The sequence below is a fragment of the Acidovorax sp. FG60 genome, assembly GCF_057808995.1.
Window position 1 is genome coordinate 44,925 of record NZ_JBMDJC010000024.1, and the last position, 23,626, is coordinate 68,550.

Sequence of the window (23,626 nt, forward strand, 5' to 3'; positions counted from 1 at the left end):
TTCAGGTCACGCCCAGATAGGCTTGGCGCACCACGTCGGACTGCAGCAAGTCAGAGGCTGCGCCAGACGCCACGATGCGTCCTCGCTCCAGCACATAGCCGCGCTGCGCGATCTGCAGTGCCTTGCGCACGTTCTGCTCCACCATGAGCACGGTGACGCCCTGTGCGGCAATGCGCTGCACGATGGCGAGCAGCTCATCGACCATGCGCGGCGCCAGGCCCAGCGAGGGCTCGTCCAGCATCAGCAGGCGCGGGCCGCTCATCATGGCGCGGGCCACGGCGACCATCTGCTGCTCGCCGCCGCTCATGGTGCCGGCTAGCTGTGTGGCGCGTTCTTTGAGGCGGGGAAAGTCTTCAAACGCCTGGTGCAACCGCTCGGCGCGCACCCGCGACGGCACCAGCCAGCCGCCCAGCTCCAGGTTCTCGGTCACCGTCATCTGCGGGAACAACTGGCGACCTTCGCCGACCAGCGCCAGGCCGCGTTGCACGCAGGCCGTGGCGTTCATTGCAGGCACGGCCTGGCCGTCGAGCGTCACCGAGCCTTGGCGCGGCAGCAGGCCCGCCAACGCCTTGAGCAGCGTGGTCTTGCCCGCGCCGTTGGGGCCGACGATGACGGTGATGCCGGGCGCGGCTTCCAGTGTCAGGTCCTGCAGCACCTGAAAGCCGTGGTAGCCCGTGGTCAGGTTCTGCACGGTGAGGTGTGCGCCGCTCATGCCGTGGCTCCTTGTTCCGCGTGTTCTGCGCTGTGGGCCATTTCGTCCCCCAGATACGCCTCGATCACCTGCGGGTCGCGCACCACTTCGGCGGGTGTGCCGTCGGCAATCTTGCGGCCCTGGTGCAGAACCAGCACGCGCTCCACGTACTTGAGCAGCGTGGTGACTGCGTGCTCGATCCACACCACGGTCAGGCCCCAGTCATCGCGCAGGCGGCGGATGCGCTGGGCCATGGCGTCCACCTCGGCCTCTGTCAGGCCCGCAGCCACCTCGTCGAGCAGCAGCAGGCGCGGGCGTGTGCCCAGGGCCATGCCAATCTCCAACAGGCGCTGCTGCGACGGCGTCACGTCGGCGGCGGGGCGGTCGGCCAGGTGCGCCAGGCCCAGCATGGCCAGGATCTCGCCCTCGCTGCGCAGGCCCTCGGGCCCCTGGCGGTGGCGGCCTGCGAACTGCATGCCAAAGCGCACGTTGTCGCGCACCGTCATGTCGGGGAACACGCGCGGCGTCTGGAAGGTGCGGGCAATACCGTGGGCTGCATAGTGGTGCGGGCCCTTGCCGGTCAAGTTGTCGGCACCACAGTGCAGCGTGCCCGAGGTAGGCGGCTGCACGCCCGAGATGGCGTTGAAGAATGTGGTCTTGCCCGCGCCGTTGGGGCCGATGATGCCGATGAGCTCTCCCGTGTGCAGCGTGGCGCTCACGCCATCCACGGCAGTCAGGCCGCCAAAGCGCACGGTCACGCTGTCAATGGTCAAAAGGGCCTCAGCCATGGTGCGCTCCTGCAGCGGCTTTGCGCCGTTGCCACAGCGTGGCCAAGCCATTGGGCAGGTACATCACGCACAGAATGAGCAGCAGGCCCAGCACCATCATGTAGCCGTAGGGCAGCTGCAGGCGCAGCGTTTCGGCCAGCAGGCTGAACACGATGGCCGCCAGGATGGGGCCGCCCAGGCTGGTGGCGCCGCCAATCAGCGCGATCAGCACGGTCTGGAAGCCGATGAAGGGGCTGAACACGGCCGCAGGTTCGATGTAAGTCCAGCGCACCGCCATGGCCGCGCCCACGGCGCCTGCAAAGGCGGCAGTGATGCCAAAGCCCGCAATCTTGGCCAGGCGGGTGTCCACCCCAAGCGTCTGCGCGCGCTGCTCGTCGGCGCCAATGCCGGAGAGTGCCAGGCCAAAGCGGCTGCGCTGGATGGCAATCGCCGTAGCAATGGCGCCCGCCGCGATCAACAGCACCGTGAGGTACACCGTCTCGTTGCTGGGCACCACCGTGAGCACGCGGCCCACGGTGCCAGAGAGCTGCTTTTCGACAAAGGTGATGGCGTGGCGGATCAGCTCTGTCATACCGAACGTGAGCACTGCAAAGTAGGTGCCACGCAGGTGCAGCACGGCCGCGCCCATCACCACAGCCACGATGGTGGCGATCAGTGCGCCGCTCAGAATCACCAGCGGCCAGGGCAGTACGCCCAGCAGCGTGGCGCTGGTGTAAGCACCAATGCCGAAGAAAGCCGACGTGGCGAGTGAGAGGTAGCGGGTGGCACCGCAGAACAGCGACCAGCTGGTGGCCAGCGCGATGTACATCAGGCAGCTGAGCAGCACAGAGGTGGCGAACTCGGACACCAGCCAGGGCAGGGTGCCGACCGCGGCGGTGCCCAAGGCGAGCGCGAACCAGGGCTTGTTGGGATGGAGAGATTTCATTTTTTGGAAAAGAGGCCGTTGGGGCGCCAGATCAGCACGCCGATGAACACCGCGTAACTCAGCAGCATCTTGAGAGACGGGCTGCTGAAATGCATACCCAAAGCCTCGACCACGCCGAGCAGCAGGCCACCGGCCAGACTGCCCGCCAGGCTGCCGAAGCCGCCCAGCGTGATGACGATCAGTGCCGTCACGGTATAGGGCTCGCCCATCGACGGAGAAATCTCGTACGTCATCGAGAGCAGCGCACCCGCCACGCCCGACAGGCCCAGTCCAATGCCAAACATCATGGGATGCAGTCGCCGGGTGTTGATGCCCACCAACTGCGCGCCCGTGGGCGACTGCATCAGTGCCCGCACGGCCTTGCCCAGCAGCGTGAGCTTGAGCAGCGCGATCAGCGCGGCCGACAGCGCCAGTGCCACGCCAAACAGCACCAGCTTGTTTTCCGTGAAGCGCATGCCCGTAATCTGCACCGGGTCGGCCAGGTATTCGTACCCTCGCAGGTCACCACCCCAGATCAGGAGCGCGGTGTTCTGCACCAGGAACATGAGGCCAAAGCCCACCATCAGGCTGCGGGCCTCGAACACGTCCACGTTTGGCGCGCGCGCCGCCAGGCGCTTGAAGCACAGCGCGTGCACCACCACGCCCAACGCAAACAATGCGATGAAAGCCAGCGGCATGAGCAGCAGCGGCGAGATGCCCCATAGGGTGTGCGCGGACCAGGTGAGGAAGGCGCCCAGCATCAGGAACTCGCCATGCGAGATGTTCATGATGCGCATCAGCCCGTATTGCAGGTTCAGGCCCATGGCCACCAGCGCATAGATGCCGCCGGTAATGAGGCCACTGGCGACCAGTTCGGCCCAGGAGGTCAGGGACATTCCGTGTTACTTCCAGGCAGGCTTGTTGGTGTTCAATTGCGCCGTGGCGCGGTCCTTGGGCCAGACCACCTCGAAGTCGCTGCCCTGCCACTGGCTCACGGTGCCGGGGATGGAGGCGTTCTCGCTGCCCGCAAAGCGGATGCCGCCCAGGATGGTCTTGAACTCGTTCTTGGCGATGTGCTCGCGCAGCGCCTTGCGGTCCAGGCCCACCTTCTCCACCGCCTGCTGCAGGATCTGCAGGCCTGCCCAGGCATGGCCACTCGCCCAGCGGTCGGGCTCCTTGTTGAACTTCTTCACGTGGGCGTCGAAATAGGCCTTGGCCTCGGGGCTGGTCTTCACGCTCCACGAGCCCATGCCGATCACGCCCTCGGTGTTGGCGGCCATCACGTTCTTGTAGAGCTGGAAGGCCGTGCCCACCGAGGCGTAGAAGAACTTGGGGTTCAGGCCCACCTCGCGCGCCTGGCGGCTGGCCAGGATGGTGTCGGGCGGGTAGGTGATGCCGATGAAGGCATCGGGGTTCTGGTCCTTGATGCCGCGCAGCACGGGCGCCAGGTCCTTCACGCCCAGCGGGTAGCTCTTGCGCTCCAGCACCTGGATGCTGGTCTTCTTGAGGGCGTTGTTCAGCGCGGCGAAGTTCTCCAGGCCAAACAGGTCGTCCATGTAGACGATGGCAATGGTCTTGACGTTGTTGGCCACCAGCATGTCCACCAGCGCGCCCATCATCTTGTCGGGCTGTTGCAGCAGCGAGAAGAAGTAAGGCAGGTTCATGTCGATCAGCTTGCGCGACAGCGCCGTGGGCGCCAGCAGCGGGTAGCCAAAGCGGTTGGCCAGTGGTGCAATGGCGAAGTTGGCGCCCGAGCCCCAGGGCGGCAGGATCAGGTCCACCTTGTCGCTGCCCATCAGCTTTTCGTAGGTGCGCACGCAGGTTTCGGTCTCGCTGCGGTCGTCGTAGCCGATGAGTTCGATGGGGCGCTTGGTGCCCTTCACGCTCAGGCCGCCCGCTGCGTTCACTTGCTCGGCCCACAGCAGGTAGTTGGGCTCCTGGCTCACCTGGGCACCGGCCGCCCAGGGGCCCGTGCGGGCAATGGCATAACCGATGCGCACGGGTGCCGCGCTGCTGCCCTGGGCCCACAGCTGGGGTGCCACGGCCAGGGTGCCGACCGTGGCGGCGGCGCCCTTGATCCACTGGCGCTTGGAGGGTTGGTGTGCTGTCATTGTGTGTCTCCTCGGATGGGGCCTGCGTGGTGCACGCCGTGCCGGGAATCGTAGGCAGACGCGTTCATGCGCGCTGCGCTCAGCGTGCACAAAACGCTTGCCTCAGCGTGCAGGCGGCAGCGGGTTTACCCGAATTTCCCTCGGTGGCACGGGGTAACGGGGCGTCCGATAATTCAGCCGCATAACCATCAGGCTTGCGCAACCCGCACTGGAGACACCATGGCCCATCCCCTGACCGAGGTATCCACCGACGCCGTGCCTGCGCGCGACCGCCTGCACCTGTGGGGCGATGCGGTGTGGCGCCTGATTGGCGGGCTGGAGTCCGACGCGTTTGGTGACGATGCCTTTGCAGGCCACATCACCTCGGGCCAGGCGGGCTATGTGAACCTGTGCCAGCTGGACGTGAGCCGCCACCGCGTGGTGCGCACCCCCAGCCTCATCCGGGGCAGCGACCGGGCCTACATCAAGGTGGTGGCGCAGCTGGAGGGGCGCGCGTGCTTTGAGCAGAACGGCCGCCAGGTATGGTTGTCGCCGGGTGAGTGGAGCGTGTACGACACCACACGCGCCTACGCCGTGAGCAACCCCGAGGCCGTGCGCCAGATGGTGCTGATGATCCCCAAGGAACAACTGCCCGAGCGCAAGCTCAAGCTCGATGACCTGATGGTGCAGCGCTTCTCGGGTACATCGGGCGTGTCGCGGCTGGCCTGGGACACCATGCGCGCCGCGTTTGCCGAGCTGCCCACCATGTCCGACGCAGCCGCCGATGGCGTGGCCGATGTGATCACGCACCTGGTGCAGCTGTCGCTGCTGGAGCGCAACGGGCAGCAGAGCCTGCTGTCGCAGCGCGAGGCCCTGCGTGACCGCATCAGCCAGTACATCGACCGCCACCTGGGTGACCCCGACCTCACCATCGACCGCATGGCCCAGGCGCTCAACTGCAGCAAGCGGCACCTGTACAACGCGGTGGCTGATGACGAGGAAACCCTGGCCGCGATGATCCAGCGCCGCCGCCTGGAGGCCTGTCTGCGCGACCTGCGCCACCCGGCGCATGCGCAGCGCTCGGTCACCGACATTGCACTGTCATGGGGCTTCAGCAACAGCGCGCATTTCAGCCGCGCGTTCCGCTCGCATGTGGGGTGCAGCCCCAGCGAGTACAGGGTGCGAGCGGGGCTGTCTCTGGGCTTGGCGCACGCGCACTGAGGGCCAGGTGTTCCGAGCTGGAGATTCGTTTTATAAAGACGCCGAGAATCGCCGCCATGCAGCGTTGCAAATCCTCGCGATAGATATGGCTATCGCTGCGGTTTGCGCCTTGCCTGACGACGATTTCGGCATCTTTATTTCATCAACGAACTTCCAACTCGGGACACTCGCGAGGCGGGCGTCGGCCGTCTGTCCGCTGGCGAACCGATAGCCAAGTTTTTTGATGGGGCCACGCCGGTGGTTGGTGACGCCTTTGCGTTGCATCAATTCTTTACCTGGGGTTGACCCTTTCGGTACGTTTTGACCTGAATGGCTCCTCACAATCGGGTTTTCCCTCGAGCGATGCCTTTCCATGAGTCCTTCCCATCGCGTCACTGTCGACGTCTTGCGCGCCCACCCCAGGTGCAGCGCACCGCGTGTACAGATAGCGCTCGCCGCGCTGCTGGTATTGGTGATCTCGGGCTGTGCAAGCCTGGAGCCCAAGGATAGCCAGTTGCCCGCCGTCGCCGTGCCAGCGGCGTGGGCTGCGGGCGCGGGTGGCAATACAACTCCCGATCAGGGTGCCACGTCTTTGGCCCAGTGGTGGCAGCGTTTTGACGACCCTTCGCTCACCACGCTGGTAGAACAAGCCCTGCGGGCCAACACCAACGTGCGCACCGCCCAGGCCGCGCTGCAGCAGGCGCGTGCGCAGGTGGATGTGCAATCGGCCGGCCTGTTGCCCAGCGTGGGTGCATCGGCTTCGGCACAGCGCAGCAGGGCCAGCAACAGCACGGGCAACACCTTCCAGGCCGGTTTTGATGCGAGCTGGGAGCCCGATGTGTTTGGCCGCCTGCGCAGCGGCGTGAGCGCCAGCGAGGCTGACGCCCGCGCGGCAGAGGCCAGCCTGGCCGATGTGCAGGTGTCGCTGGCGGCCGAGGTGGCCGTCAACTACATCGAGCTGCGCGGGCTGCAGCAGCGCCTGGCCATTGCGCGCAGCAACCTGGCCAGCCAGCAGGAGACCTTGCAGATCACCCAGTGGCGCCTGCAGGCCGGGCTCACCACCTCGCTCGTCACCGAGCAGGCCCGTGCAGCGGCCGAGCAGACCGCGGCGCAGATTCCCAGCCTGGAAGCCAGTCTGGCTCAGTCGCGCTACAGCCTGGCCGTGCTGACAGGCCAGGTGCCCGGCGCGCTCGACGCTCCCCTGGCAGCCAGTGCCCCCGTACCGCAGCCAACTGCAGAACTGGCGCTGGCGATCCCGGCCGAGACGCTGCGCCAGCGGCCCGATGTGCGTGTGGCCGAGCAGCGCATTGCCGCCGCCCTGGCGCGTGTGTCGCAGGCAGATGCCGCGCGCTACCCCAGCTTCTCTCTTGGTGGCTCGCTGGGCCTGCGCGCCCTAACGCTGGGGGCCTTGTCGGGCGGCAGTGCCGTGACCAGTGCCTTGCTGGGCAGCGTGTCCATCCCGCTGCTGGATGGCGGCGCCGCCCGCGCGCAGGTGCGTGTGCAGTCTGCCGCGCTGGAGCAGGCCCGTGTGGCCTACGAAGCCACCGTGCTCACGGCCCTGCAGGATGTGGAGAACGCGCTGGTGGCCTTGCGTGGCGACAGGGAAAAACTGGAACGACTGACGGCGGCCGCTGACGCCGCCCGCAACGCCGCGCTGCTGGCGCAGCAGCGCTACAGCAGTGGGCTGATCGACTTTCAGGCGGTGCTGGAGACCCAGCGCACGCTGCTGTCCACGCAAGAGAGCGTGGCCACCACCACCGCTGCCGTCGCGGCAGACCATGTGCGTCTCTACAAGGCGTTGGGCGGCGGCTGGGCTGTAGCCGAATGAACAGCTGACAGCCCTTCCACACGCCCACTCCATTGCCTGCCAGCCCCCATTTTCTGATTCACGTCCCATGCCAAATTCCGACACTTCAGCTTCTTCTGCACCCGCCAAATCCGCCCCTGCCGACCTGAGCGCCTTGCTGGGTGCCGACCGGCCCTGCCGCTGGTGGCAGCGCACTACCGTGTGGCTGGGGGTGGCCGCGCTCGTGGTGGTGGGCGGTGGCTTGTACGCCTGGCAATCGCGCCAGAGCGCCAGCACTGCACCCACCTATGTCACCGAAGAGCTGCGCCGGGGCAATCTCACACTCACCGTGTCTGCCAACGGCACGCTGCAGCCCACGCGCTCGGTCACCATTGGCAGCGAGCTGTCGGGCACCGTGCGCAACGTGCTGGTGGACGTGAACGACAAGGTCAAGAAGGGACAGCTGCTGGTGGAGCTGGACACCGCCAAGCTCGAATCGCAGGTGCTGCGCTCGCGCGCCTCGCTGGCGTCGGCGCAGGCCCGCCTGGCCCAGGCCGTGGCCACCACCAAGGAGGCCATTGCCAACTTTGGCCGGCTCGAAGAAGTGGCCCGGCTGTCCGGCGGCAAGGTGCCCTCGGCCTCCGAGCTGGACGCAGGCCGCGCCACGCTGGACCGCGCCCGCGCCGATGAAACCAGCGCCCGCGCCACGGTGGAAGACGCACGCGCTGCGCTGTCCACCGACGAGACCAATCTGTCCAAGGCCTCCATCCGCTCGCCCATCGACGGCGTGGTGCTGACCCGCACGGTGGAGCCTGGCAACGCCGTGGCCGCTTCGCTGCAAGCGGTGACGCTCTTCACCGTGGCCGAAGACCTCACGCGGCTGCGCCTGGATGTGAGCGTGGACGAAGCCGATGTGGGTTCGGTCAAGGTGGGTCAGGACGCGAGCTTCACGGTCAGTGCCTATCCCTCTCGCCGCTACCCGGCCCAGGTCACGCGGGTGTCGTTTGGCTCCACCAAGACGGACAACGTGGTGACCTACATCACCTGGCTGGAAGTGAACAACGGTGACATGAGCCTGCGCCCCGGCATGACGGCGGCGGCCACCATCACCTCCACCGAGCGCAAGGATGTGCTGCTGGTGCCCAACACGGCGCTGCGCTTCACGCCTGCGCAGGCCGCAGGGGCCGATGCGAAACCCGGGGCGAGTGGCGCCAAGCCCGGCGCATCGGGCAGCGGCAGCGGCGGCGGCATCATGTCGCAGCTCATGCCCCGCATGCCACGGTCTGGCTCGGGCCCACGCAAGCCGGGTGCGGGGGGCGAGGCAGGCGATGGCGCGGGCAAGACGCGGCAGGTGTGGGTACTGCAGGACGGTGCCGCCAAGCCCATCGACGTGCAGGTGGGCATCAGCGATGGCCGCTACACCGAGGTGACGGGCGAGGGCCTCACGCCCGGCATGGCCGTGATCACCGACCAGCGCGCGGCCGGGGCCAAGCCATGAGCGTGGCGGGCGACACCCCCATCATTCGCCTGCGTGGCGTGACCAAGGTCTATGGCGAAGGGGCGCTGGCCTTTCAGGCGCTCAAGGGCGTTCATCTCGACATTGCGCAGGGCGACTTTGTGGCCATCATGGGCCCCAGCGGCTCGGGCAAGTCCACGGCCATGAACACGCTGGGCTGCCTGGACCGGCCCACCACGGGCGAATACCTGTTCAAGGGCGTGCATGTGGAGTCGCTCTCGCGCGACGAGCGGGCACGGCTGCGGCGGCGCTACTTTGGCTTTGTGTTCCAGGGCTTCAACCTGCTGGCGCGCACCTCGGCGCAAGAGAACGTGGAGCTGCCCCTGCTGTACCGGGGCGAGTCTGCCACGGCGCGCCATGCGGCGGCGGCGCGGGCGCTGGCTGCCGTGGGCCTCACGGGCTGGGAACACCACACGCCCGCCGAGCTGTCGGGCGGGCAGCAGCAGCGCGTGGCGATTGCGCGGGCCATCGTCACTGAGCCCGATGTGCTGCTGGCCGACGAGCCCACCGGCAACCTCGACACCCAGCGCAGTTACGAGATCATGGAACTGCTCTGGCGCCTGAACGTGGACCACGGCATCACCGTGCTGATGGTCACGCACGAGCCCGACATGGCGCAGTACGCGCGGCGCATCGTGCGGTTTGTGGATGGCGTGGTGGACAGCGATGCGGCCAACCCACACCCCAAGGGACTGGACGCTGATGCAGCATCGGCCCTGCCGGCGGTGGCCGGTTCGGATGCGGGAGGCCACTGATGTTGCTCAACACCCTGCTGCTGGCGTTGCGTTCCATCCGGCGCAACCTGATGCGCTCTTTCCTCACCATCCTGGGCATCGTGATCGGCGTGAGCGCGGTGATCACCATGGTCACGCTGGGCAATGGCGCCACGCTGGCCATTCAGAACCAGATCTCGGGCCTGGGCACCAACCTGCTGCAGGTACGCCCCGGCCAGCGCATGGGGCCCGGCGGTGGCACCGGCGCCCCGGCCTTCAAGGACACCGATGCCGACATGATCGCGCAGCAGATCGGCGGCATCCTGGCCGTGGCGCCCGAGGCGCGTGCCGCCGCCACGGCGGTGGTGGGCGGGCGCAACTGGACGACCAGCGTGATCGGCAGCACCAACGCCTGGCTGGAGACCGGCAATTGGACGGTGCGCACTGGCCGCGTCTTTACCGACGCCGAATTGCGCGCGGGTGCCGCCGTCTGCCTGATCGGCGAGACCGTGCGGCGCGAGCTGTTTGGCACGGCCGATGCCGTGGGCGGCCAGCTGCGCGTGAAGGCGTTTTCGTGCGAGGTGGTGGGTGTGCTCGCGTCCAAAGGGCAGGGCGCGTTTGGCAACGACCAGGACGACACCGTGCTGGTGCCCCTTCGCACGCTGCAGCGCCGCGTGACAGGCAACACGCGGGTGAACACGCTGCTGGTGTCGATGAAGGACGGCAGCGACCCCGAGCGGGTGAAGGCCAGCCTTACGCAGTTGCTGCGCGAGCTGCGCAAGCTGTCGGACTCGGACGAAGACAACTTCAATGTGCTCGACACCAAGCAGCTGGCCGACACGCTCTCGGGCACCACCAAGGTGCTGACCACGCTGCTGGGCGCCGTGGCCGCAGTGAGTCTGCTGGTGGGCGGCATCGGCATCATGAACATCATGCTGGTGAGCGTGACCGAGCGCACGCGCGAGATTGGCCTGCGCCTGGCCATTGGCGCGCTGGAGCGCGAGGTGCTGCTGCAGTTTCTGATCGAGGCCGTGGTGCTGGCCGCTTTAGGCGGGCTCATCGGCATCGTGCTGGCCACGGGCGCGTCGCTCGCGCTGTCGGGGCTGATGGGGGTGCCCTACCTGTTCAACCCCGGCGTGAACCTGCTGTCGTTCCTTTTCTCTGCGGGCATTGGCGTGGTGTTTGGCTACTTCCCGGCACGGCGCGCTGCCCGCATGGACCCCATCGATGCGCTGCGGCATGAGTAATGCATCGGGTCTGGAAAGAGAATTTGAATGAAAAACGCCCGTACCGCTGATGGTACGGGCGTTTTTAGCTATTAATTCAATAGTTAGTGGATCGTCAGCGTGGTGGCCTTGCTGGCAGGCTCCACCTTGGCCAGGGTCAGCGTCAGTACGCCGTTTTCCAGTTTGGCGCTACTGTTGGCGGCGTCGATGTCGGCGGCAAGCTCCCAGGCGCGCTGCACCTTGCGGGGGGCTCCTTCCACACTTTGCAGGCGCACCACGTTGCCTTCAATGCTGATCTGCAACTGCTCGCGGGCCAGGCCGGGCACATCCAGCTGCAAGGTGGTGGCTTTGTCGTCCTGCGTGACAGTGCAGCCTGCTGCAGAACGTGCGGCAGCGGGGTCGGCCAGCGTGCCCATCAGAAAACGCTGCAGTGCCTGGTCGGCGGAACGGGGTGCTTGGGCGTAGGCGGCGCGGCGGATCACGGGGGCGAAGATCATGGGGTACTCCTATACACTGCGCGGCTCTCGACGTGGTCGCCGCATGCCAAAGAGGTGTGTGCGGCCACACCGCATTTCAAGGGAAAAATGGCATGAATAAATTGCACTCCGTGGGCTTGAAAACAAGCGCAGCGGCATTACGTCAATCCGTTTTGGCCGCAGCAGCCACGCTGTGCTGCGTGCTGCTGCCGGTGTCCGCCAGCCATGCCCAGGCTGCAGCGCCAGCCACTGCCGTGGCGCAGGCCAAGCCCGTGAAGGTGGCGCTCATCGAAAGCCTGTCGGGCGCATTTGCCAACACGGGCGAAGCGGTTTACCGCAACATCTACTGGGCCATGGAACGTGTGAACGCGCGGGGCGGCGTGCAGTTGCCAGCCGCTGCGGGTGGCCCCCGCCCGCTGGCGCTGGAGCGCTACGACAGCAAGGGCCAGAACGAAGAGGCGCTGTCGGCCCTGCGTGCGGCCATCGACGATGGCGCGCAGGTCATCCTGCAAGGCAATTCATCGGCTACGGCGGCGGTGCTGATCGAGGCGATCAACAAGCACAACGAGCGCGAGCCGAACAAGCGCGTGATTTTTCTGAATTACTCGGCGGTGGACCCCATCCTCACCAACGAGAAGTGCAGCTTCTGGCACTTTCGTTTTGACGCCCACGCCGACATGCGCATGGCCGCGCTGATGGATGTGATGCGCGAAGACAAGTCCCTCAAAAGTGTGTACCTCATCGGCCAGGACTACAGCTTTGGCCAGGCCGTGCTGCGCGAGGCCAAGAAGCAACTGGCCGCACAACGCCCCGATGTGGCGGTGGTGGGCGACGAGCTGCACCCGGTGGGCCGCGTGAAGGACTTTGCACCCTACGCCGTGAAGATCAAAACCAGCGGCGCGCAGGCGGTGGTCACAGGCAACTGGGGCAATGACCTGACCCTGCTGGTGAAGGCCGCGCGGGAAGTGGGCTACGAGGGCAGCTTCTACACCTTCTATGGCAACGCGCTGGGTGCGCCCGCTGCCATGGGCGATGCAGGCATTGGCAAGGTGGTGGCGGTGGCCGATTGGCTGCCCAATGTGCCAGGTGCCCAGAGCGAGGCGTTCTACCAGTCTTTCCGCGAGCGTTTTCCCAAGCCGCAGGACGACTACGTGCACATGCGCATGCAGCTCATGGTGGAGGCTCTTGCCCAATCCATCGAGCGTGCGGGCAGCACCGACGCCGTGGCCGTGGCGCGCCAGATGGAGAAGGCCGATGTGCGGCTCTCGGGCCAGGGCGGCAGCATGCGCGCGGCGGACCACCAGTTCCAGCAGGCGCTGGTGGTGGGCGTGATGGACAAAAAAGGCGCGCCGGGCGTGAAGTTTGATGTGGAAGGCTCTGGCTACGGCTTTCGCGTGGTGCGGCAGATTCCTGCTGCCAAGGCGCAGCAGCCGCACAGCTGCAGCATGCAGCGGTATTGAGCCCACGTCCTGAACCGTTCACGCTGAGTCCGCCGAAGGGCTCAGCGTGAATGTTTTTGGGGCGGCGGGCTCAACGCCGGATGCGGCGCCCCGTCTTGAACACCCACCACACCACGACGAGGCACGCGGCCATGAACACCAGCGTCATGCCCGTGCTCACGCCAATGTGGACATCGGCCTGGCCATAGAACGCCCAGCGCAGTCCGCTGATGAGATAGACCACCGGGTTGAACAGCGAAACGGTCTGCCAGAACGGTGGCAGCATGTTGATGCTGTAGAACGCCCCGCCCAGAAAGGTCAGCGGCGTGATGACCAGCAGCGGGATGACCTGCAGCTTTTGGAAGCTGTCGGCCCACAGGCCAATGATGAAGCCGAACAGGCAGAACGTGACGGCGGTGAGCACCAGGAAGCCCACCATCCACACCGGGTGCGCCACTTCATAGGGCACAAACACCCGGGCCGTGGTGAGGATGAGCACCGACACCAGCAGCGACTTGCTGGCCGCTGCGCCCACGTAGCCCAGCAGCACCTCCACCCAGTTCACCGGCGCGCTGAGCAACTCGTAGATGGTGCCGGACCACTTGGGCATGTAGATGCCAAAGGCCGAGTTGGAGATGCTCTCGGAGAGCAACGACAGCATGAGCAACCCGGGGATGATGTAGGCGCCGTAGCCCACGCCGCCGATGTCACCCATGCGCGAGCCGATGGCGGAGCCAAAGACGATGAAGTACAGCGCCGTGGTGAGCACGGGCGCGATCAGGCTCTGCATCCAGGTGCGAAACGCACGGTTCATCTCAAAGCGGTAGATGGCGCTGACGCCATGCCAGTTCAGGCCGTTCATGCTTGGGGTGCTTTCTGTGGCGAAAGGGTGTCCGTTGGGTCCTGGTGTACCAGGCTCACGAAGATGTCTTCGAGCGAGCTTTCGCTGGAGTGCAGGTCCTTGAAGTCAATGCCGTGCTCGGCCAGTGCGCGCAACAGTGCGGCAATGCCCGTGTCCTCCTGCTGCGTGTCGAAGGTGTAGGTCAGCGCGGTGCCGCCCTGGCTCAGCACGAGCGGCCAGCGTGCCAGTGCATCCGGCACCCGGTCCATCGGCTGCTGCAGGGTGAGCGTGAGCTGCTTCTTGCCCAGCTTGCGCATCAGCACGTCCTTGTCTTCCACCACGATCAGCTCACCCTTGCGAATCACACCGATGCGGTCGGCCATGTCTTCGGCTTCTTCGATGTAGTGGGTGGTCAGGATGATGGTGGTGCCTCCGTCGCGCAACTCGCGCACCAAGCGCCACATGTCATGGCGCAGCTCCACGTCCACGCCAGCACTGGGTTCGTCCAGAAACAGGATTTTGGGCTCATGCGACAGCGCCTTGGCGATCAGCACGCGGCGCTTCATGCCGCCCGACAGCGCGAGGATCTTGCTGTCCTTCTTGTCCCACAGCGACAGGTCCTTGAGGATCTTCTCGATGAACGCCGGGTTGGGCGCCTTGCCAAACAGGCCCCGGCTGAAGTTGACCGTGGCCCACACGGTTTCAAACGAATCGGTGTGCAGCTCTTGCGGCACCAGGCCAATGGCCGCGCGGGCGGCGCGGTAGTCGCGCACGGTGTCATGGCCGTCTGCGGTGATGGAGCCAGCCGTGGCATTGCTCATGCCGCAGATCACGCTGATGAGCGTGGTCTTGCCCGCGCCGTTGGGCCCGAGCAGGGCAAAAATCTCGCCGCGCCGGATGTCCAGGTCGATGTTCTTGAGCGCCTGAAAGCCGCCCGCGTAGGTTTTGCTCAAGCCGCGCACCCTGACGATGGCGTCCACAGCGGGCGTTGGAGAAGGTGATACAGGCATGAAGAAAAGGGGTGGGGTGGGGTAGGGGGGGCCAAAGAGGTGTGCCGCTGCGGCAGGGCTGCCGGGCCAGCGGCCCAAGCCGGGCATTGTGGACTGACTGGCGCAAGCGCGCTTGTAAGCGCCGCCAAACCCCGCATCGGCCGTCCGGCCGTTCTCCTGCCGGGCCTGCGGTGCGCCGCAGCGCCTCCCCCAAAAGCGCCCCGGTGCGCGTGTGCGGGTCAGCGTGCGCGCGCCGCCGCCACTTCGCGGCCCAGCTCGATCACCGCCATCGCGTAGTAGCTCGACCAGTTGTAGCGCGTGATGGCGTAGAAGTTCTCGGTGCCCGCCACATAGCTCGGCGCCTCTGCGCCGTTTTGCAGCTCCACCAGCGCGAGCGGGCCGTTGTGTTGTACGCCAGCCGCGTCGAGCACAGCGCCCTTGGCTTGCATGCTGGCCACGCTGAAGGTGGGCAGGATGTCGGGCGCCAGCAGGTCATCCATCTGCAGCCGTGCCGTGTCGAACTGCACGCCAAAGTGCGTGGGCATGCCCGGCGTCCAGCCGTGGCCCCGGAAGTAGTTGGCTACCGAGCCGATGGCGTCGGCCGGGCTGTTGAACAGGTCCACGCGGCCATCGCCGTCATAGTCCACGGCGTAACGCACCCAGCTCGACGGCATGAACTGTCCCAGGCCCATGGCACCAGCGTAGCTGCCGCGCGGCTCGAACGGGTCGGTGTTGCTGCGGTTGGTGAGGCTCAGGAACTGCTCCAGCTCGCGGCGGAAAAATTCGGTGCGCTCCTTGGCGCGAGGATGGGCTGATGGGAAATCAAACGCCAGCGTGGCCAGCGCGTCCATCACGCGGAACGTGCCCATCTGCTGGCCGTAGATGGTCTCCACGCCGATGATCCCCACGATGATCTCGGCAGGCACGCCGTACTCGCGCTCGGCCCGCTCCAGCATGGCCTGGTTCTCCTGCCAGAACCGCTGGCCGGCGCGGATGCGGATGGGGTCGATGAAGCGGCTGCGGTACACGCGCCAGTTCTTGGCCGTGCCCTTGGGTGGCGGCAGCATGAGCCGGGGCACCTGCGGCAAAAAATGCGCCTGCCCGATGGCCTGGCGCACCCATTCGCGGTCCAGGTCGCGGCGCGCAGCCAGGTCGTCGGCAAACTGCAGCGCCTCGGGGCGCGATGCGTAGAGCACGGCTGGCTTTTGCTTTGTGATGCTGGTTTTGGAGGATTTTTGCGGACTAGCGCTTGCTGGTAGTGCGCAAGCAGCTATCAAAAATATAGCTGTTGTGATCCATGGAGCTGTCTTCTTCATTTGGGTTGTTCGTTACTTTGTTTTGTCCCTGCGCCCCGAAACCGACGCGACCCAGGCCAGGGATGCCAAGCAAGGGCCGCCCCGCAGCAAGGGCATCGTCCCCTTGGGGGGAAGCGGCAAAGCCGCTCAGGGGGGATTCATCGGTTTGGCCAGGGCAGTGCGCGAAACTCGCGCCGCAGGGCTCCCAGTTCGGTGTCGGGGTGGGGGGCGTAGCGCAGGCGTTCCAGCCGCAGCAGCCAGTCTGCCACCCCAGCAGCCTGCGGGCCGAAGTGCGCGCGCACCCGTTCGGCCATGGCGCGAGGGGGCAGGGTTTCGGGCAGCGTCAGGCCGGCGCGCGCCAGGCGCTGGCGCGTGCGGGCCAGCAGCCGCAGCCAGGGGTCGTGCTGGGCACGTTCCCAAAGGCTCCAGCCCATGCCGCCCAGCGCAGCCGCGATGACCAGGCTGCCCAGCACGGTGGTGAGGTCCTGCCAGCTGGGGGATTCAAACCCCAGCGCCTTGAGCAGGTCCATCTGGCGGCTCTGGGTGTAGTTGAGCACCCACTGGTTCCAGCCGTTGTTGACGGCTTCCCACACGGCCCGCAGGTTCTGCACCATGCCCGGGCTGAGGGTGCCCAGGGCGTTGGCGAACGCACCCTGGGGCGCGCGTAAACGCTGGAACTGACCCACGCGGTTCGGCGAGACGGCGCCTGTGGGATCTACACGCACCCAGCCACGCCCCTCCATCCAGACTTCGGACCAGGCATGGGCATCGGCGTTGCGCACCGTCCAGTAGCCATCGACGGGGTTGCGCTCGCCGCCCTGGTAGCCCGTGACGATGCGTGCTGGCACATCCATCGCGCGCATCAGCACCACGAAGGCCGAGGCAATGTGTTCGCAAAAGCCTTCCTTGCGGTCAAACCAGAACTCGTCGGCGGTGTGCTGGCCATAGACGCCTGGATCGAGGGAGTAGTTGTAGCCCCCTGTGCGCAGGCGTTGCAGGACGGCATTGACCAGAACTTCCGTGCGGGCGTTGGCCAGTGCAGGGTCTGCCCGCATCTGTGCCGCCAGCTCCAGGGTGCGCGGATTGAAGCCGGGCGGCAGCTCTGTGTACACGCGCAGTTGCCGCACCGACTGCTGGGGGCCGTGGCGGAACTCGGGGTAGCTCACGGCCTGGTAGCGCATCACCTCGGTGATGGGACGTGCCGTCATCCACTGCAGATCCTGCGTCATGTAGGCCTGCATGTTGTTGGGCAGCTGGGGCGCCTCGGGGGTGGCCTCCAGCACCATCAGCCAGGGCTGGCGCTGGGGTTCGAGCGTCACCTCATAGCGCACCGCCGGGCCGCTGACCTGCAGATTGGCGGGCAGGGCTGCACGTGCGGCCCAGGCGCTGTCTTCGCGGAAGGGCTCGGCCTGCCATTCCCGGCCATCGAACGCGGTCATGACGGGCCCGCGAAAGTACAGCATGGATTGCGCAGGCACATCGGTGGGCGCCCCCTCAAAGCGCAGGCGGATGGCCACCCGCTCATCCAGTGCGATCTCGGCCATGTCCCCGATCTTCATCGTGCCCGACAGGCCGCTGCGCCCGGAGAGGTTTTCGCCGGGCATGCCCCACAACGGTGACATGCGTGGGAACAGCATGAACAGCGCCACCATGATGGGCGCGCCCAGCAGTGCCATGGTGCCCGCCATGCGAAAGGTCTGCGCCAGCGGCGGGCGCCCCACCGGCATGTGGGCATTGACCAGTGCCATGAGCAGGCCCAGCAGCGCCACCAGCATGGCGGCGGCAGTCAGCAGAGATTGCGAGAAGAAGAAATTGCTGAGCATCGTGAAGAAGCCCAGGAAGAACACCACCATGGCATCGCGGCGTGCGCGCAGCTCCAGCATCTTGAGGGCGAGCAGCATGACGATGAGGGTGACACCCGCATCCCGCCCGAGGATGGTGCGGTGCGTGAACAGCGTGCCTGCCACCGCTACCAGGAGCAGGGCGGCCACTGTCCAGCGGCCGGGCAGGGGGCGGCCCGTCCAGGCCAGCCAGCCGCGCCACACCAGCAGACCGCCAGCCAGCAGGCTGGTCCACACCGGCAGGTTGGACACCTGCGGCGCGATGACCCAGACGATCACGAACAGCAGAAAAAGCGTGTCGCGGGCGTCGCGAGGCAGGGAAACAAGGGTCTGTCGCAGGTTCATGGCAAGGGGGCACGCCCGACAGGTGGTGATTGATTTGCTATCAAAAATGTAGCTATCTGCGCTTTTCTAGCAAGCGCAAGGTGCCAGTTTGATCTAAATTTTGAGGGACGAATCAGCACAATGCCAGTGCCTCCAGGCAATTTCTGCGATGGGCCGCCCCCGTGTCCGGGGCGATCTCCACACCCGGCAGGCGCAGGCCATAGTCCAGCCCCAGCCGGTCGGCTTGCAGCACCCAGGCGGTCAGGCGCGAGATGCGGGCTTCGTGGTCGGGCAGTGAGGCACGGGCCAGGTCCAGCCACAGCTCGTGCCGCTGGGCCTGCTGGGCGTCGCGGCTCACCAGGTCGTCTGTGCCAGTGGCCAGCGACTTGGCGGCCTTCTTCCAGACCACGAGCTTGAGCGGATCGCCCCGCCGGTAGGCACGCACACCGTCGAATTCGCCAATGCCCTGTGTGGGCGTGTTGCCCGCTCCGCCCGCGCGCGGTTCGCCAGACGGCAGGGGCGGTGTCGGGGTTTCGGGTGCGGGGTAGACCAGCACCTGGGCAGCGGGGCGCCAGTAGGTCCAGACGCGGAAGGTGCCCAGCGGAAAGCGCGTCTCGGCGGTCAATGTGGGAACGCGGTGCAGGCCCCGGCGCTCGGGCTTGAAAGCGACTTGCACGCTGGACTGTCCCTGCGCTGGCACGTCGGTCCAGGCCCAATGATGGGGTTCCTTTTGCGCCTCCTTGCCCGTGCCGTGCACCGACAGGGCGATGCCGTAGCGCGGGGTCTTGCGCTCGCTGGACAGCTGGATGTCAAACGCGGTGCTGCTGCCCATGAAGTGCGGCTCGGGTGCTTTCAGGTGCAGGGTCAGGCCGCGCAGGTTGGCGTGGCAGATGTGCATGCCGATCACCGCACTGCCCGCCAGCAAAAAGGTGAGCAGGTAGCCCAGGTTGAGCTGGTAGTTGATGGACGCGATGAGCAGCACGATCAGCGTCAACGCCAGCATCCAGCCCGAACCGGTGGGCAGGATGTAGACATTGCGCTGCGTGAGCGCCAGCGTGTCGCTCAGCGGCAGGCGCGCCTGCCACCAGCGCTGGAAGCGGCGGCGCAGCGGCGCAAATGGGTTGAGCGTGGCGGCCAGGCTGCGCCAGCGCGCAAGAGGTGGGAGGGGCGGTGGGGTGGCGGATTCCATGGGTCAGGGCAATGGAACCGCTTCGACCATCGCGCGCACCTGCTCCACCGCACCTCGTCCGGCGTCGCCCACGGGCACAAGGCGGTGGGCAATGGTCTGGGGCAGCACCGCCTGTACATCATCGGGCGCCACATAGTCGCGCCCGCTGATGAGGGCCTGCGCCTTGGCCGCGCGCACCAGGGCAATGCCCGCGCGGGGCGAGAGCCCTTGCAGAAACCACCGGCCCGAGCGGGTGGCCGCAATCAGGTCCTGGACATAGTTGAGCAGCGGATCGGCCGTGTGGATGGCCTGCACCTGGCGCTGCAGCTCGGCCAGTTCCTCGTCTGACAGCAGGGGCAGCATGGTGTCCACCATGTCGCGCCGGTCCGCGCCCGCCAGCAGCACACGTTCGGCGGCGCGGTCGGGGTAGCCGATGGAGATGCGCATCAAAAAGCGGTCGAGCTGCGACTCGGGCAGCGCGAAGGTGCCCAGCTGGTCGTGCGGGTTCTGCGTGGCGATCACGAAGAACGGGTGGGGCAGGGCGCGGGTTTCGCCCTCCACCGACACCTGCTTTTCTTCCATGGCTTCGAGCAGCGCGCTTTGCGTCTTGGGGCTGGCGCGGTTGATTTCGTCGGCCAGCAGCACCTGGGCAAACACCGGGCCGGGGTGGAACACGAAGGCTTCCTTGCCGCGTTCGTACACCGACACGCCGGTCAGGTCGCTGGGCATCAGGTCGGCCGTGAACTGCACGCGCGAGAACTGCAGGCCGAAGGTGCGTGACAAGGCGTGGGCCAGGGTGGTCTTGCCCACCCCGGGCACGTCTTCGATCAGCAGGTGCCCCCCCGCCAGCAGGCAGGCCACGCAGTCCTGGACCTGGGCCTGTTTGCCCACGATCACCGTGTTAAGCTGATCCAGAAGTGATTTGATTTTGTGCTGTGCGTTCATGGCATGACGTTATCCGAAAAATTGAGAAAAATGCGACACGCGGGGACAAGACTGTGAGCAAGACGGGCTATTTCACCCATCGGGATTGTTGGAAGCACGAGATGGGCCCGGGCCACCCCGAATGCCCCGAGCGGCTGGACGCCATTGAGGATCGCTTGCTGATCACCGGCGTGGCCGACGCGCTGGAGCGCTACGACGCCCCCGAGGCCTCGCTGGCCGACATCGAGCTGGCCCACGGCCGCATGCACATTGCGGCGTTGCGCGGCCTGTCAGACCGGCTCAACGAAGAGCTGATGGCTGGCGGCCCCAACTACGCGCAGATCGACACCGACACCTCCATCAACGCCCACACCTGGAAGGCGTCGCTGCGCGCTGCGGGGGCGGCACTGGCCGCCACCGATGCCGTGATGGCGGGCGAGGTGGAAAACGCGTTCTGCTCGGTGCGCCCCCCCGGCCACCATGCCTGCCGCGACAAGGCCATGGGTTTCTGCTTCTTCAACAACGTGGCCGTGGCGGCCAAATATGCGCTGCAGCGCTACAACCTGCAGCGCGTGGCGGTGGTGGACTTTGACGTGCACCACGGCAATGGCACCGAGGACATCCTGGCCAATGACCCCCGGGCGCTGATGGTCAGCATCTTCCAGCACCCGTTCTACCCCTACAGCGGCGACCATGATCCCGCCCCGAACATGGTCAACGTGCCCGTGCCCGCCTACACGCGGGGCATGGACATCCGCGAGATCATCGAAATGATGTGGATGCCCCGGCTGGAAGCCTTCAAGCCCGAGATGATTTTTGTGAGTGCGGGTTTTGACGGCCACCGCGAGGACGACATGGGCCAGCTGGGCCTGACCGAGCAGGACTACGCCTGGATCACCCAGCGTGTGAAGGACGTGGCACGCCGCTATTCCCAGGGCCGCATCGTGTCGTGCCTGGAGGGCGGCTATGTGATGGGGCCGCTGGCGCGCAGTGTGGAGGCACATTTGCGGGTCCTCGCGGATTTGTGACCAACCCCCTGAGCGGCTTCGCCGCTTCCCCCTTCTCTTGCATCGCTGCGCGATGCGGAAGGGGGACGCCGCCAGCGCGGCGGGGCGGCCCTTGCGCGGCGGCCCCCGCCTGGGCAATGCCAGTTTCAGTCGGCGTGCAGATGGCTGAGAGGAGCAAACTATGACGACAAAGAACTTCGATGATGTGCTGACGACCACCCGCGACGCCCGTGGCGTGGTCACCTTGACCCTGAACGACCCGGCCCGCTTCAACGCGCTGGGTGCAGAGATGCTCTCTGCGCTGCAACAGGCGCTGGACGATGCGGGCCGCGACGAGTCCGTGCGGGTGGTGGTGCTGGCCGCAGCAGGCAAAGCCTTCTGTGCCGGGCACAACCTCAAGGACATGGCGGCGAACCCGGAGCTGGCGTACTACCAGAAGCTGTTTGCGCAATGCAGCCGCATGATGCTGACCATCCACAAGCTGCCAGTACCCGTGATCGCCAGGGTGCAGGGCATGGCGACGGCGGCGGGCTGCCAGCTGGTGGCGCAGTGCGACCTGGCGGTGGCGGCCGACAGCGCCAGCTTTGCCACCAGTGGCATCCACTACGGTCTGTTCTGCGCAACGCCGAGCGTGCCGCTCGTGCGCAATGTGCCCGCCAAGCGGGCGATGGAAATGTTGCTCACCGGCGATTTCATCGATGCGCCCACCGCGCTGGCGCAGGGTCTGGTGAACCGTGTGGTGCCCGCCGATGCGCTGGATGCCGAGGTCGAAAAGTTGGTGGAGTCCATCCTGCAAAAGCCCCGCGTGGCCGTGGCCATGGGCAAGGCGCTGGTGTACCAGCAGCGGGAGCTGGGCATCGATGCGGCCTACCAGCTGGCGGGCCAGACCATGGCCACCAACATGATGGACGCCGCCGCGCAAGAGGGTGCGCGCGCCTTCGCCGAAAAGCGCCAGCCTACCTGGAAGCGCTGAGAGCCATGGCCACGACAGAAACCCCCATGCTGGAAGATGTGGGCCGCTGGGCCGAGGCGTTTCTTCGGCCCACGGTGCTGGTGGAATTTGCCGCCCTGGCTGCCTGCCTGGGCCTGGCCTGGTTGCTGGTGTCGCTGCTGCAGCGTGGGCTGCACCGGGGTGACCCGCGCTCCATCCTGTTCGGCACGCGGATTGTCGATGGCGCACTGTTTCCGCTGGCGTTGCTGTGCCTGGCTTATGTGGCGCGCACCGTGCTGCTGCAGTGGGTTCCGCTGGCCGTGTTCAAGGTCGCCGTGCCGGTGCTGGTGTCGCTGGTGGTCATCCGCATCGGGGTGAAGGTGCTGCAGGTGGCCTACCCGGATGCCGCCTGGGTGCGGCCGATTGAACGCTCCATCTCGTGGCTGGCCTGGCTGGGCATGGTGCTGTGGGTCACGGGGCTGTTGCCCCTGGTGCTCGAAGAGCTGGACCAGATCCACTGGAAGGTGGGAGGCGCCACGCTGTCGGTGCGAACCATGATTGAAGGGGCACTGACGGCTGCTGCCGTGCTGCTGATCGCGCTGTGGATATCTGCCGCCATCGAGTCGCGCCTGCTGCGCTCGGCCACCGGGGCCGAGCTGTCGCTGCGCAAGGCGGTGAGCAATGCCGTGCGGGCGCTGCTGATCTTCGTCGGGCTCATCATGGCCCTGTCGGCCGTGGGCATTGACCTGACCGCGTTGTCTGTGCTGGGCGGCGCTGTGGGGGTGGGGATTGGCTTTGGCCTGCAGAAGCTGGCGTCCAATTATGTGAGCGGTTTTGTGATCCTGGCCGAGCGCAGCATGCGCATTGGCGACAACGTGCGGGTGGACAACTTCGAGGGGCGCATCACCGATATCAATGCGCGCTACACGGTGGTGCGCTCGTCCACGGGCCGCGAGTCCATCGTGCCCAATGAGATGCTGATCATCCAGCGGGTGGAAAACCTGTCGCTGGCGGACCCCCGCGTCTGGTTGTCCACCGTGGTGAGCGTGGGCTATGACAGCGATGTGGACCTGGTGACGCGGCTGCTGGGCGAGGCCGCCTTTGCCAGCAGTCGTGTGCTGCGCGATCCGGCGCCCAGTGTGTCCTTGTCGGCGTTTGGTGCCGATGGGCTGGAGTTCACCGTGGGCTTCTGGATTGCCGACCCCGAGAACGGTTCGCTGGGCCTGCGCTCGGAGATCAACCGCGCCATCCTGAGTGCACTGCGCGCCCACAAGATCGAAATCCCTTATCCGCAGCGGGTCATGCATGTACAGGTCGAGGGAGCACTGCCCCCTGCTGTGTCGAATGCGGCGGTGGGCCGCGCACTGGCGGGTTCTGAGTAGCCTTGCCCGCTTGTCCGTTGGCTGCAGGTTGCCCAAGGCGACAGCAAACTCTAGACAGGTGCTGCGCCCACTCGCCTATAATCCACAAAAAGCAC

21 protein-coding genes are annotated in these 23,626 nt (G+C 66.4%); 9 read left to right on the forward strand and 12 right to left on the reverse strand.

Annotated features, from left to right (window positions below; translation table 11 throughout):
* Nucleotide 1 precedes the first annotated feature (1 nt).
* Genes ACODS0_RS24335 through ACODS0_RS24355 form a run of 5 tightly spaced genes read right to left on the reverse strand, consistent with a single transcriptional unit; the run spans nt 2 to nt 4,494 of the window.
* The gene (locus ACODS0_RS24335) at nt 2-712 is read right to left on the reverse strand and encodes an ABC transporter ATP-binding protein (RefSeq protein WP_488837693.1); all 711 of its coding nucleotides are present in this window, start codon (nt 710-712) and stop codon (nt 2-4) included.
* On the reverse strand, nt 709-1,479 hold the full coding sequence (locus ACODS0_RS24340; protein WP_488837695.1) for an ABC transporter ATP-binding protein: 771 nt from the start codon (nt 1,477-1,479) through the stop codon (nt 709-711). Before ACODS0_RS24340 ends, ACODS0_RS24335 begins: the two co-directional genes overlap by 4 nt.
* Nucleotides 1,472-2,404: a branched-chain amino acid ABC transporter permease gene (locus ACODS0_RS24345; RefSeq protein WP_488837697.1), complete on the reverse strand. Its 933-nt coding sequence runs from the start codon at nt 2,402-2,404 to the stop codon at nt 1,472-1,474. Before ACODS0_RS24345 ends, ACODS0_RS24340 begins: the two co-directional genes overlap by 8 nt.
* The gene (locus ACODS0_RS24350) at nt 2,401-3,279 is read right to left on the reverse strand and encodes a branched-chain amino acid ABC transporter permease (protein ID WP_488837699.1); all 879 of its coding nucleotides are present in this window, start codon (nt 3,277-3,279) and stop codon (nt 2,401-2,403) included. The genes ACODS0_RS24345 and ACODS0_RS24350 overlap by 4 nt, the downstream gene beginning before the upstream one ends.
* A gap of 6 nt (nt 3,280-3,285) precedes the next feature.
* Nucleotides 3,286-4,494, reverse strand: a complete 1,209-nt coding sequence (locus tag ACODS0_RS24355) for an amino acid ABC transporter substrate-binding protein (protein ID WP_488837701.1) — start codon at nt 4,492-4,494, stop codon at nt 3,286-3,288.
* Nucleotides 4,495-4,713: 219 nt separating this feature from the next.
* Here ACODS0_RS24355 and ACODS0_RS24360 point away from each other — a divergent pair, with 219 nt between their 5' ends.
* The 5 genes from ACODS0_RS24360 (at nt 4,714) to ACODS0_RS24380 (ending at nt 10,935) form a co-directional block, all read left to right on the forward strand.
* Nucleotides 4,714-5,694, forward strand: coding sequence for an AraC-like ligand-binding domain-containing protein (locus tag ACODS0_RS24360; protein ID WP_228900112.1), 981 nt, complete (start codon nt 4,714-4,716; stop codon nt 5,692-5,694).
* Between the two features lie 352 nt (nt 5,695-6,046).
* Nucleotides 6,047-7,501 carry an efflux transporter outer membrane subunit gene (locus ACODS0_RS24365; RefSeq protein WP_487262301.1) on the forward strand — a complete coding sequence of 485 codons (1,455 nt, stop codon included), beginning with the start codon at nt 6,047-6,049 and terminating at the stop codon, nt 7,499-7,501.
* Nucleotides 7,502-7,568: 67 nt separating this feature from the next.
* Nucleotides 7,569-8,957, forward strand: coding sequence for an efflux RND transporter periplasmic adaptor subunit (locus tag ACODS0_RS24370; RefSeq protein WP_488837704.1), 1,389 nt, complete (start codon nt 7,569-7,571; stop codon nt 8,955-8,957).
* The gene (locus tag ACODS0_RS24375; protein WP_488837706.1) at nt 8,954-9,730 is read left to right on the forward strand and encodes an ABC transporter ATP-binding protein; all 777 of its coding nucleotides are present in this window, start codon (nt 8,954-8,956) and stop codon (nt 9,728-9,730) included. Before ACODS0_RS24370 ends, ACODS0_RS24375 begins: the two co-directional genes overlap by 4 nt.
* Nucleotides 9,730-10,935: an ABC transporter permease gene (locus ACODS0_RS24380; RefSeq protein WP_015015131.1), complete on the forward strand. Its 1,206-nt coding sequence runs from the start codon at nt 9,730-9,732 to the stop codon at nt 10,933-10,935. The genes ACODS0_RS24375 and ACODS0_RS24380 overlap by 1 nt, the downstream gene beginning before the upstream one ends.
* Nucleotides 10,936-11,018: 83 nt before the next feature.
* Here ACODS0_RS24380 and ACODS0_RS24385 read toward each other — a convergent pair whose 3' ends face one another.
* Entirely contained in the window at nt 11,019-11,411 is a 393-nt protein-coding gene (locus ACODS0_RS24385; RefSeq protein ID WP_488837708.1) for an Hsp20/alpha crystallin family protein, read from the reverse strand.
* Between the two features lie 92 nt (nt 11,412-11,503).
* On the opposite strand from ACODS0_RS24385, the gene ACODS0_RS24390 reads away from it, so the two are divergent.
* Entirely contained in the window at nt 11,504-12,850 is a 1,347-nt protein-coding gene (locus tag ACODS0_RS24390) for a branched-chain amino acid ABC transporter substrate-binding protein (protein ID WP_488837710.1), read from the forward strand.
* A 70-nt stretch (nt 12,851-12,920) separates the two neighbouring features.
* Here the strand turns inward: ACODS0_RS24390 and ACODS0_RS24395 are convergent, their stop codons facing one another.
* From ACODS0_RS24395 to ACODS0_RS24420, 6 genes are all read right to left on the reverse strand, one after another.
* Nucleotides 12,921-13,691, reverse strand: a complete 771-nt coding sequence (locus ACODS0_RS24395) for an ABC transporter permease (RefSeq protein WP_370628636.1) — start codon at nt 13,689-13,691, stop codon at nt 12,921-12,923.
* Nucleotides 13,688-14,680, reverse strand: coding sequence for an ABC transporter ATP-binding protein (locus tag ACODS0_RS24400; RefSeq protein WP_488837712.1), 993 nt, complete (start codon nt 14,678-14,680; stop codon nt 13,688-13,690). The genes ACODS0_RS24395 and ACODS0_RS24400 overlap by 4 nt, the downstream gene beginning before the upstream one ends.
* 218 nt (nt 14,681-14,898) lie before the next feature.
* Complete coding sequence (gene mltB, locus ACODS0_RS24405) at nt 14,899-15,975, reverse strand: lytic murein transglycosylase B (protein WP_488837714.1); 1,077 nt, start codon at nt 15,973-15,975, stop codon at nt 14,899-14,901.
* Nucleotides 15,976-16,112: 137 nt separating this feature from the next.
* Nucleotides 16,113-18,140, reverse strand: coding sequence for a transglutaminase TgpA family protein (locus ACODS0_RS24410; RefSeq protein ID WP_488837716.1), 2,028 nt, complete (start codon nt 18,138-18,140; stop codon nt 16,113-16,115).
* A 112-nt stretch (nt 18,141-18,252) separates the two neighbouring features.
* Entirely contained in the window at nt 18,253-19,308 is a 1,056-nt protein-coding gene (locus tag ACODS0_RS24415) for a DUF58 domain-containing protein (protein WP_121419432.1), read from the reverse strand.
* Nucleotides 19,309-19,311: 3 nt separating this feature from the next.
* Nucleotides 19,312-20,232, reverse strand: a complete 921-nt coding sequence (locus tag ACODS0_RS24420; RefSeq protein ID WP_010460095.1) for an AAA family ATPase — start codon at nt 20,230-20,232, stop codon at nt 19,312-19,314.
* A 101-nt stretch (nt 20,233-20,333) separates the two neighbouring features.
* On the opposite strand from ACODS0_RS24420, the gene ACODS0_RS24425 reads away from it, so the two are divergent.
* The 3 genes from ACODS0_RS24425 (at nt 20,334) to ACODS0_RS24435 (ending at nt 23,531) form a co-directional block, all read left to right on the forward strand.
* Nucleotides 20,334-21,239 carry a histone deacetylase family protein gene (locus tag ACODS0_RS24425; protein ID WP_055396137.1) on the forward strand — a complete coding sequence of 302 codons (906 nt, stop codon included), beginning with the start codon at nt 20,334-20,336 and terminating at the stop codon, nt 21,237-21,239.
* Nucleotides 21,240-21,399: 160 nt separating this feature from the next.
* Nucleotides 21,400-22,191, forward strand: a complete 792-nt coding sequence (locus tag ACODS0_RS24430) for an enoyl-CoA hydratase (protein WP_488837719.1) — start codon at nt 21,400-21,402, stop codon at nt 22,189-22,191.
* Nucleotides 22,192-22,196: 5 nt separating this feature from the next.
* Nucleotides 22,197-23,531, forward strand: a complete 1,335-nt coding sequence (locus tag ACODS0_RS24435; protein WP_431152367.1) for a mechanosensitive ion channel family protein — start codon at nt 22,197-22,199, stop codon at nt 23,529-23,531.
* Nucleotides 23,532-23,626: the final 95 nt, after the last annotated feature.

What these genes read in the sequence shown, in the direction of transcription:
- ACODS0_RS24335 (WP_488837693.1), bottom strand. Translation starts at nt 712, where the DNA reads ATGAGCGGCGCACACCTCACCGTGCAGAACCTGACCACGGGCTACCAC.
- ACODS0_RS24340 (WP_488837695.1), bottom strand. Translation starts at nt 1,479, where the DNA reads ATGGCTGAGGCCCTTTTGACCATTGACAGCGTGACCGTGCGCTTTGGC.
- ACODS0_RS24345 (WP_488837697.1), bottom strand. Translation starts at nt 2,404, where the DNA reads ATGAAATCTCTCCATCCCAACAAGCCCTGGTTCGCGCTCGCCTTGGGC.
- ACODS0_RS24350 (WP_488837699.1), bottom strand. Translation starts at nt 3,279, where the DNA reads ATGTCCCTGACCTCCTGGGCCGAACTGGTCGCCAGTGGCCTCATTACC.
- ACODS0_RS24355 (WP_488837701.1), bottom strand. Translation starts at nt 4,494, where the DNA reads ATGACAGCACACCAACCCTCCAAGCGCCAGTGGATCAAGGGCGCCGCC.
- ACODS0_RS24360 (WP_228900112.1), top strand. Translation starts at nt 4,714, where the DNA reads ATGGCCCATCCCCTGACCGAGGTATCCACCGACGCCGTGCCTGCGCGC.
- ACODS0_RS24365 (WP_487262301.1), top strand. Translation starts at nt 6,047, where the DNA reads ATGAGTCCTTCCCATCGCGTCACTGTCGACGTCTTGCGCGCCCACCCC.
- ACODS0_RS24370 (WP_488837704.1), top strand. Translation starts at nt 7,569, where the DNA reads ATGCCAAATTCCGACACTTCAGCTTCTTCTGCACCCGCCAAATCCGCC.
- ACODS0_RS24375 (WP_488837706.1), top strand. Translation starts at nt 8,954, where the DNA reads ATGAGCGTGGCGGGCGACACCCCCATCATTCGCCTGCGTGGCGTGACC.
- ACODS0_RS24380 (WP_015015131.1), top strand. Translation starts at nt 9,730, where the DNA reads ATGTTGCTCAACACCCTGCTGCTGGCGTTGCGTTCCATCCGGCGCAAC.
- ACODS0_RS24385 (WP_488837708.1), bottom strand. Translation starts at nt 11,411, where the DNA reads ATGATCTTCGCCCCCGTGATCCGCCGCGCCGCCTACGCCCAAGCACCC.
- ACODS0_RS24390 (WP_488837710.1), top strand. Translation starts at nt 11,504, where the DNA reads ATGAATAAATTGCACTCCGTGGGCTTGAAAACAAGCGCAGCGGCATTA.
- ACODS0_RS24395 (WP_370628636.1), bottom strand. Translation starts at nt 13,691, where the DNA reads ATGAACGGCCTGAACTGGCATGGCGTCAGCGCCATCTACCGCTTTGAG.
- ACODS0_RS24400 (WP_488837712.1), bottom strand. Translation starts at nt 14,680, where the DNA reads ATGCCTGTATCACCTTCTCCAACGCCCGCTGTGGACGCCATCGTCAGG.
- mltB (WP_488837714.1), bottom strand. Translation starts at nt 15,975, where the DNA reads ATGAAGAAGACAGCTCCATGGATCACAACAGCTATATTTTTGATAGCT.
- ACODS0_RS24410 (WP_488837716.1), bottom strand. Translation starts at nt 18,140, where the DNA reads ATGAACCTGCGACAGACCCTTGTTTCCCTGCCTCGCGACGCCCGCGAC.
- ACODS0_RS24415 (WP_121419432.1), bottom strand. Translation starts at nt 19,308, where the DNA reads ATGGAATCCGCCACCCCACCGCCCCTCCCACCTCTTGCGCGCTGGCGC.
- ACODS0_RS24420 (WP_010460095.1), bottom strand. Translation starts at nt 20,232, where the DNA reads ATGAACGCACAGCACAAAATCAAATCACTTCTGGATCAGCTTAACACG.
- ACODS0_RS24425 (WP_055396137.1), top strand. Translation starts at nt 20,334, where the DNA reads ATGGGCCCGGGCCACCCCGAATGCCCCGAGCGGCTGGACGCCATTGAG.
- ACODS0_RS24430 (WP_488837719.1), top strand. Translation starts at nt 21,400, where the DNA reads ATGACGACAAAGAACTTCGATGATGTGCTGACGACCACCCGCGACGCC.
- ACODS0_RS24435 (WP_431152367.1), top strand. Translation starts at nt 22,197, where the DNA reads ATGGCCACGACAGAAACCCCCATGCTGGAAGATGTGGGCCGCTGGGCC.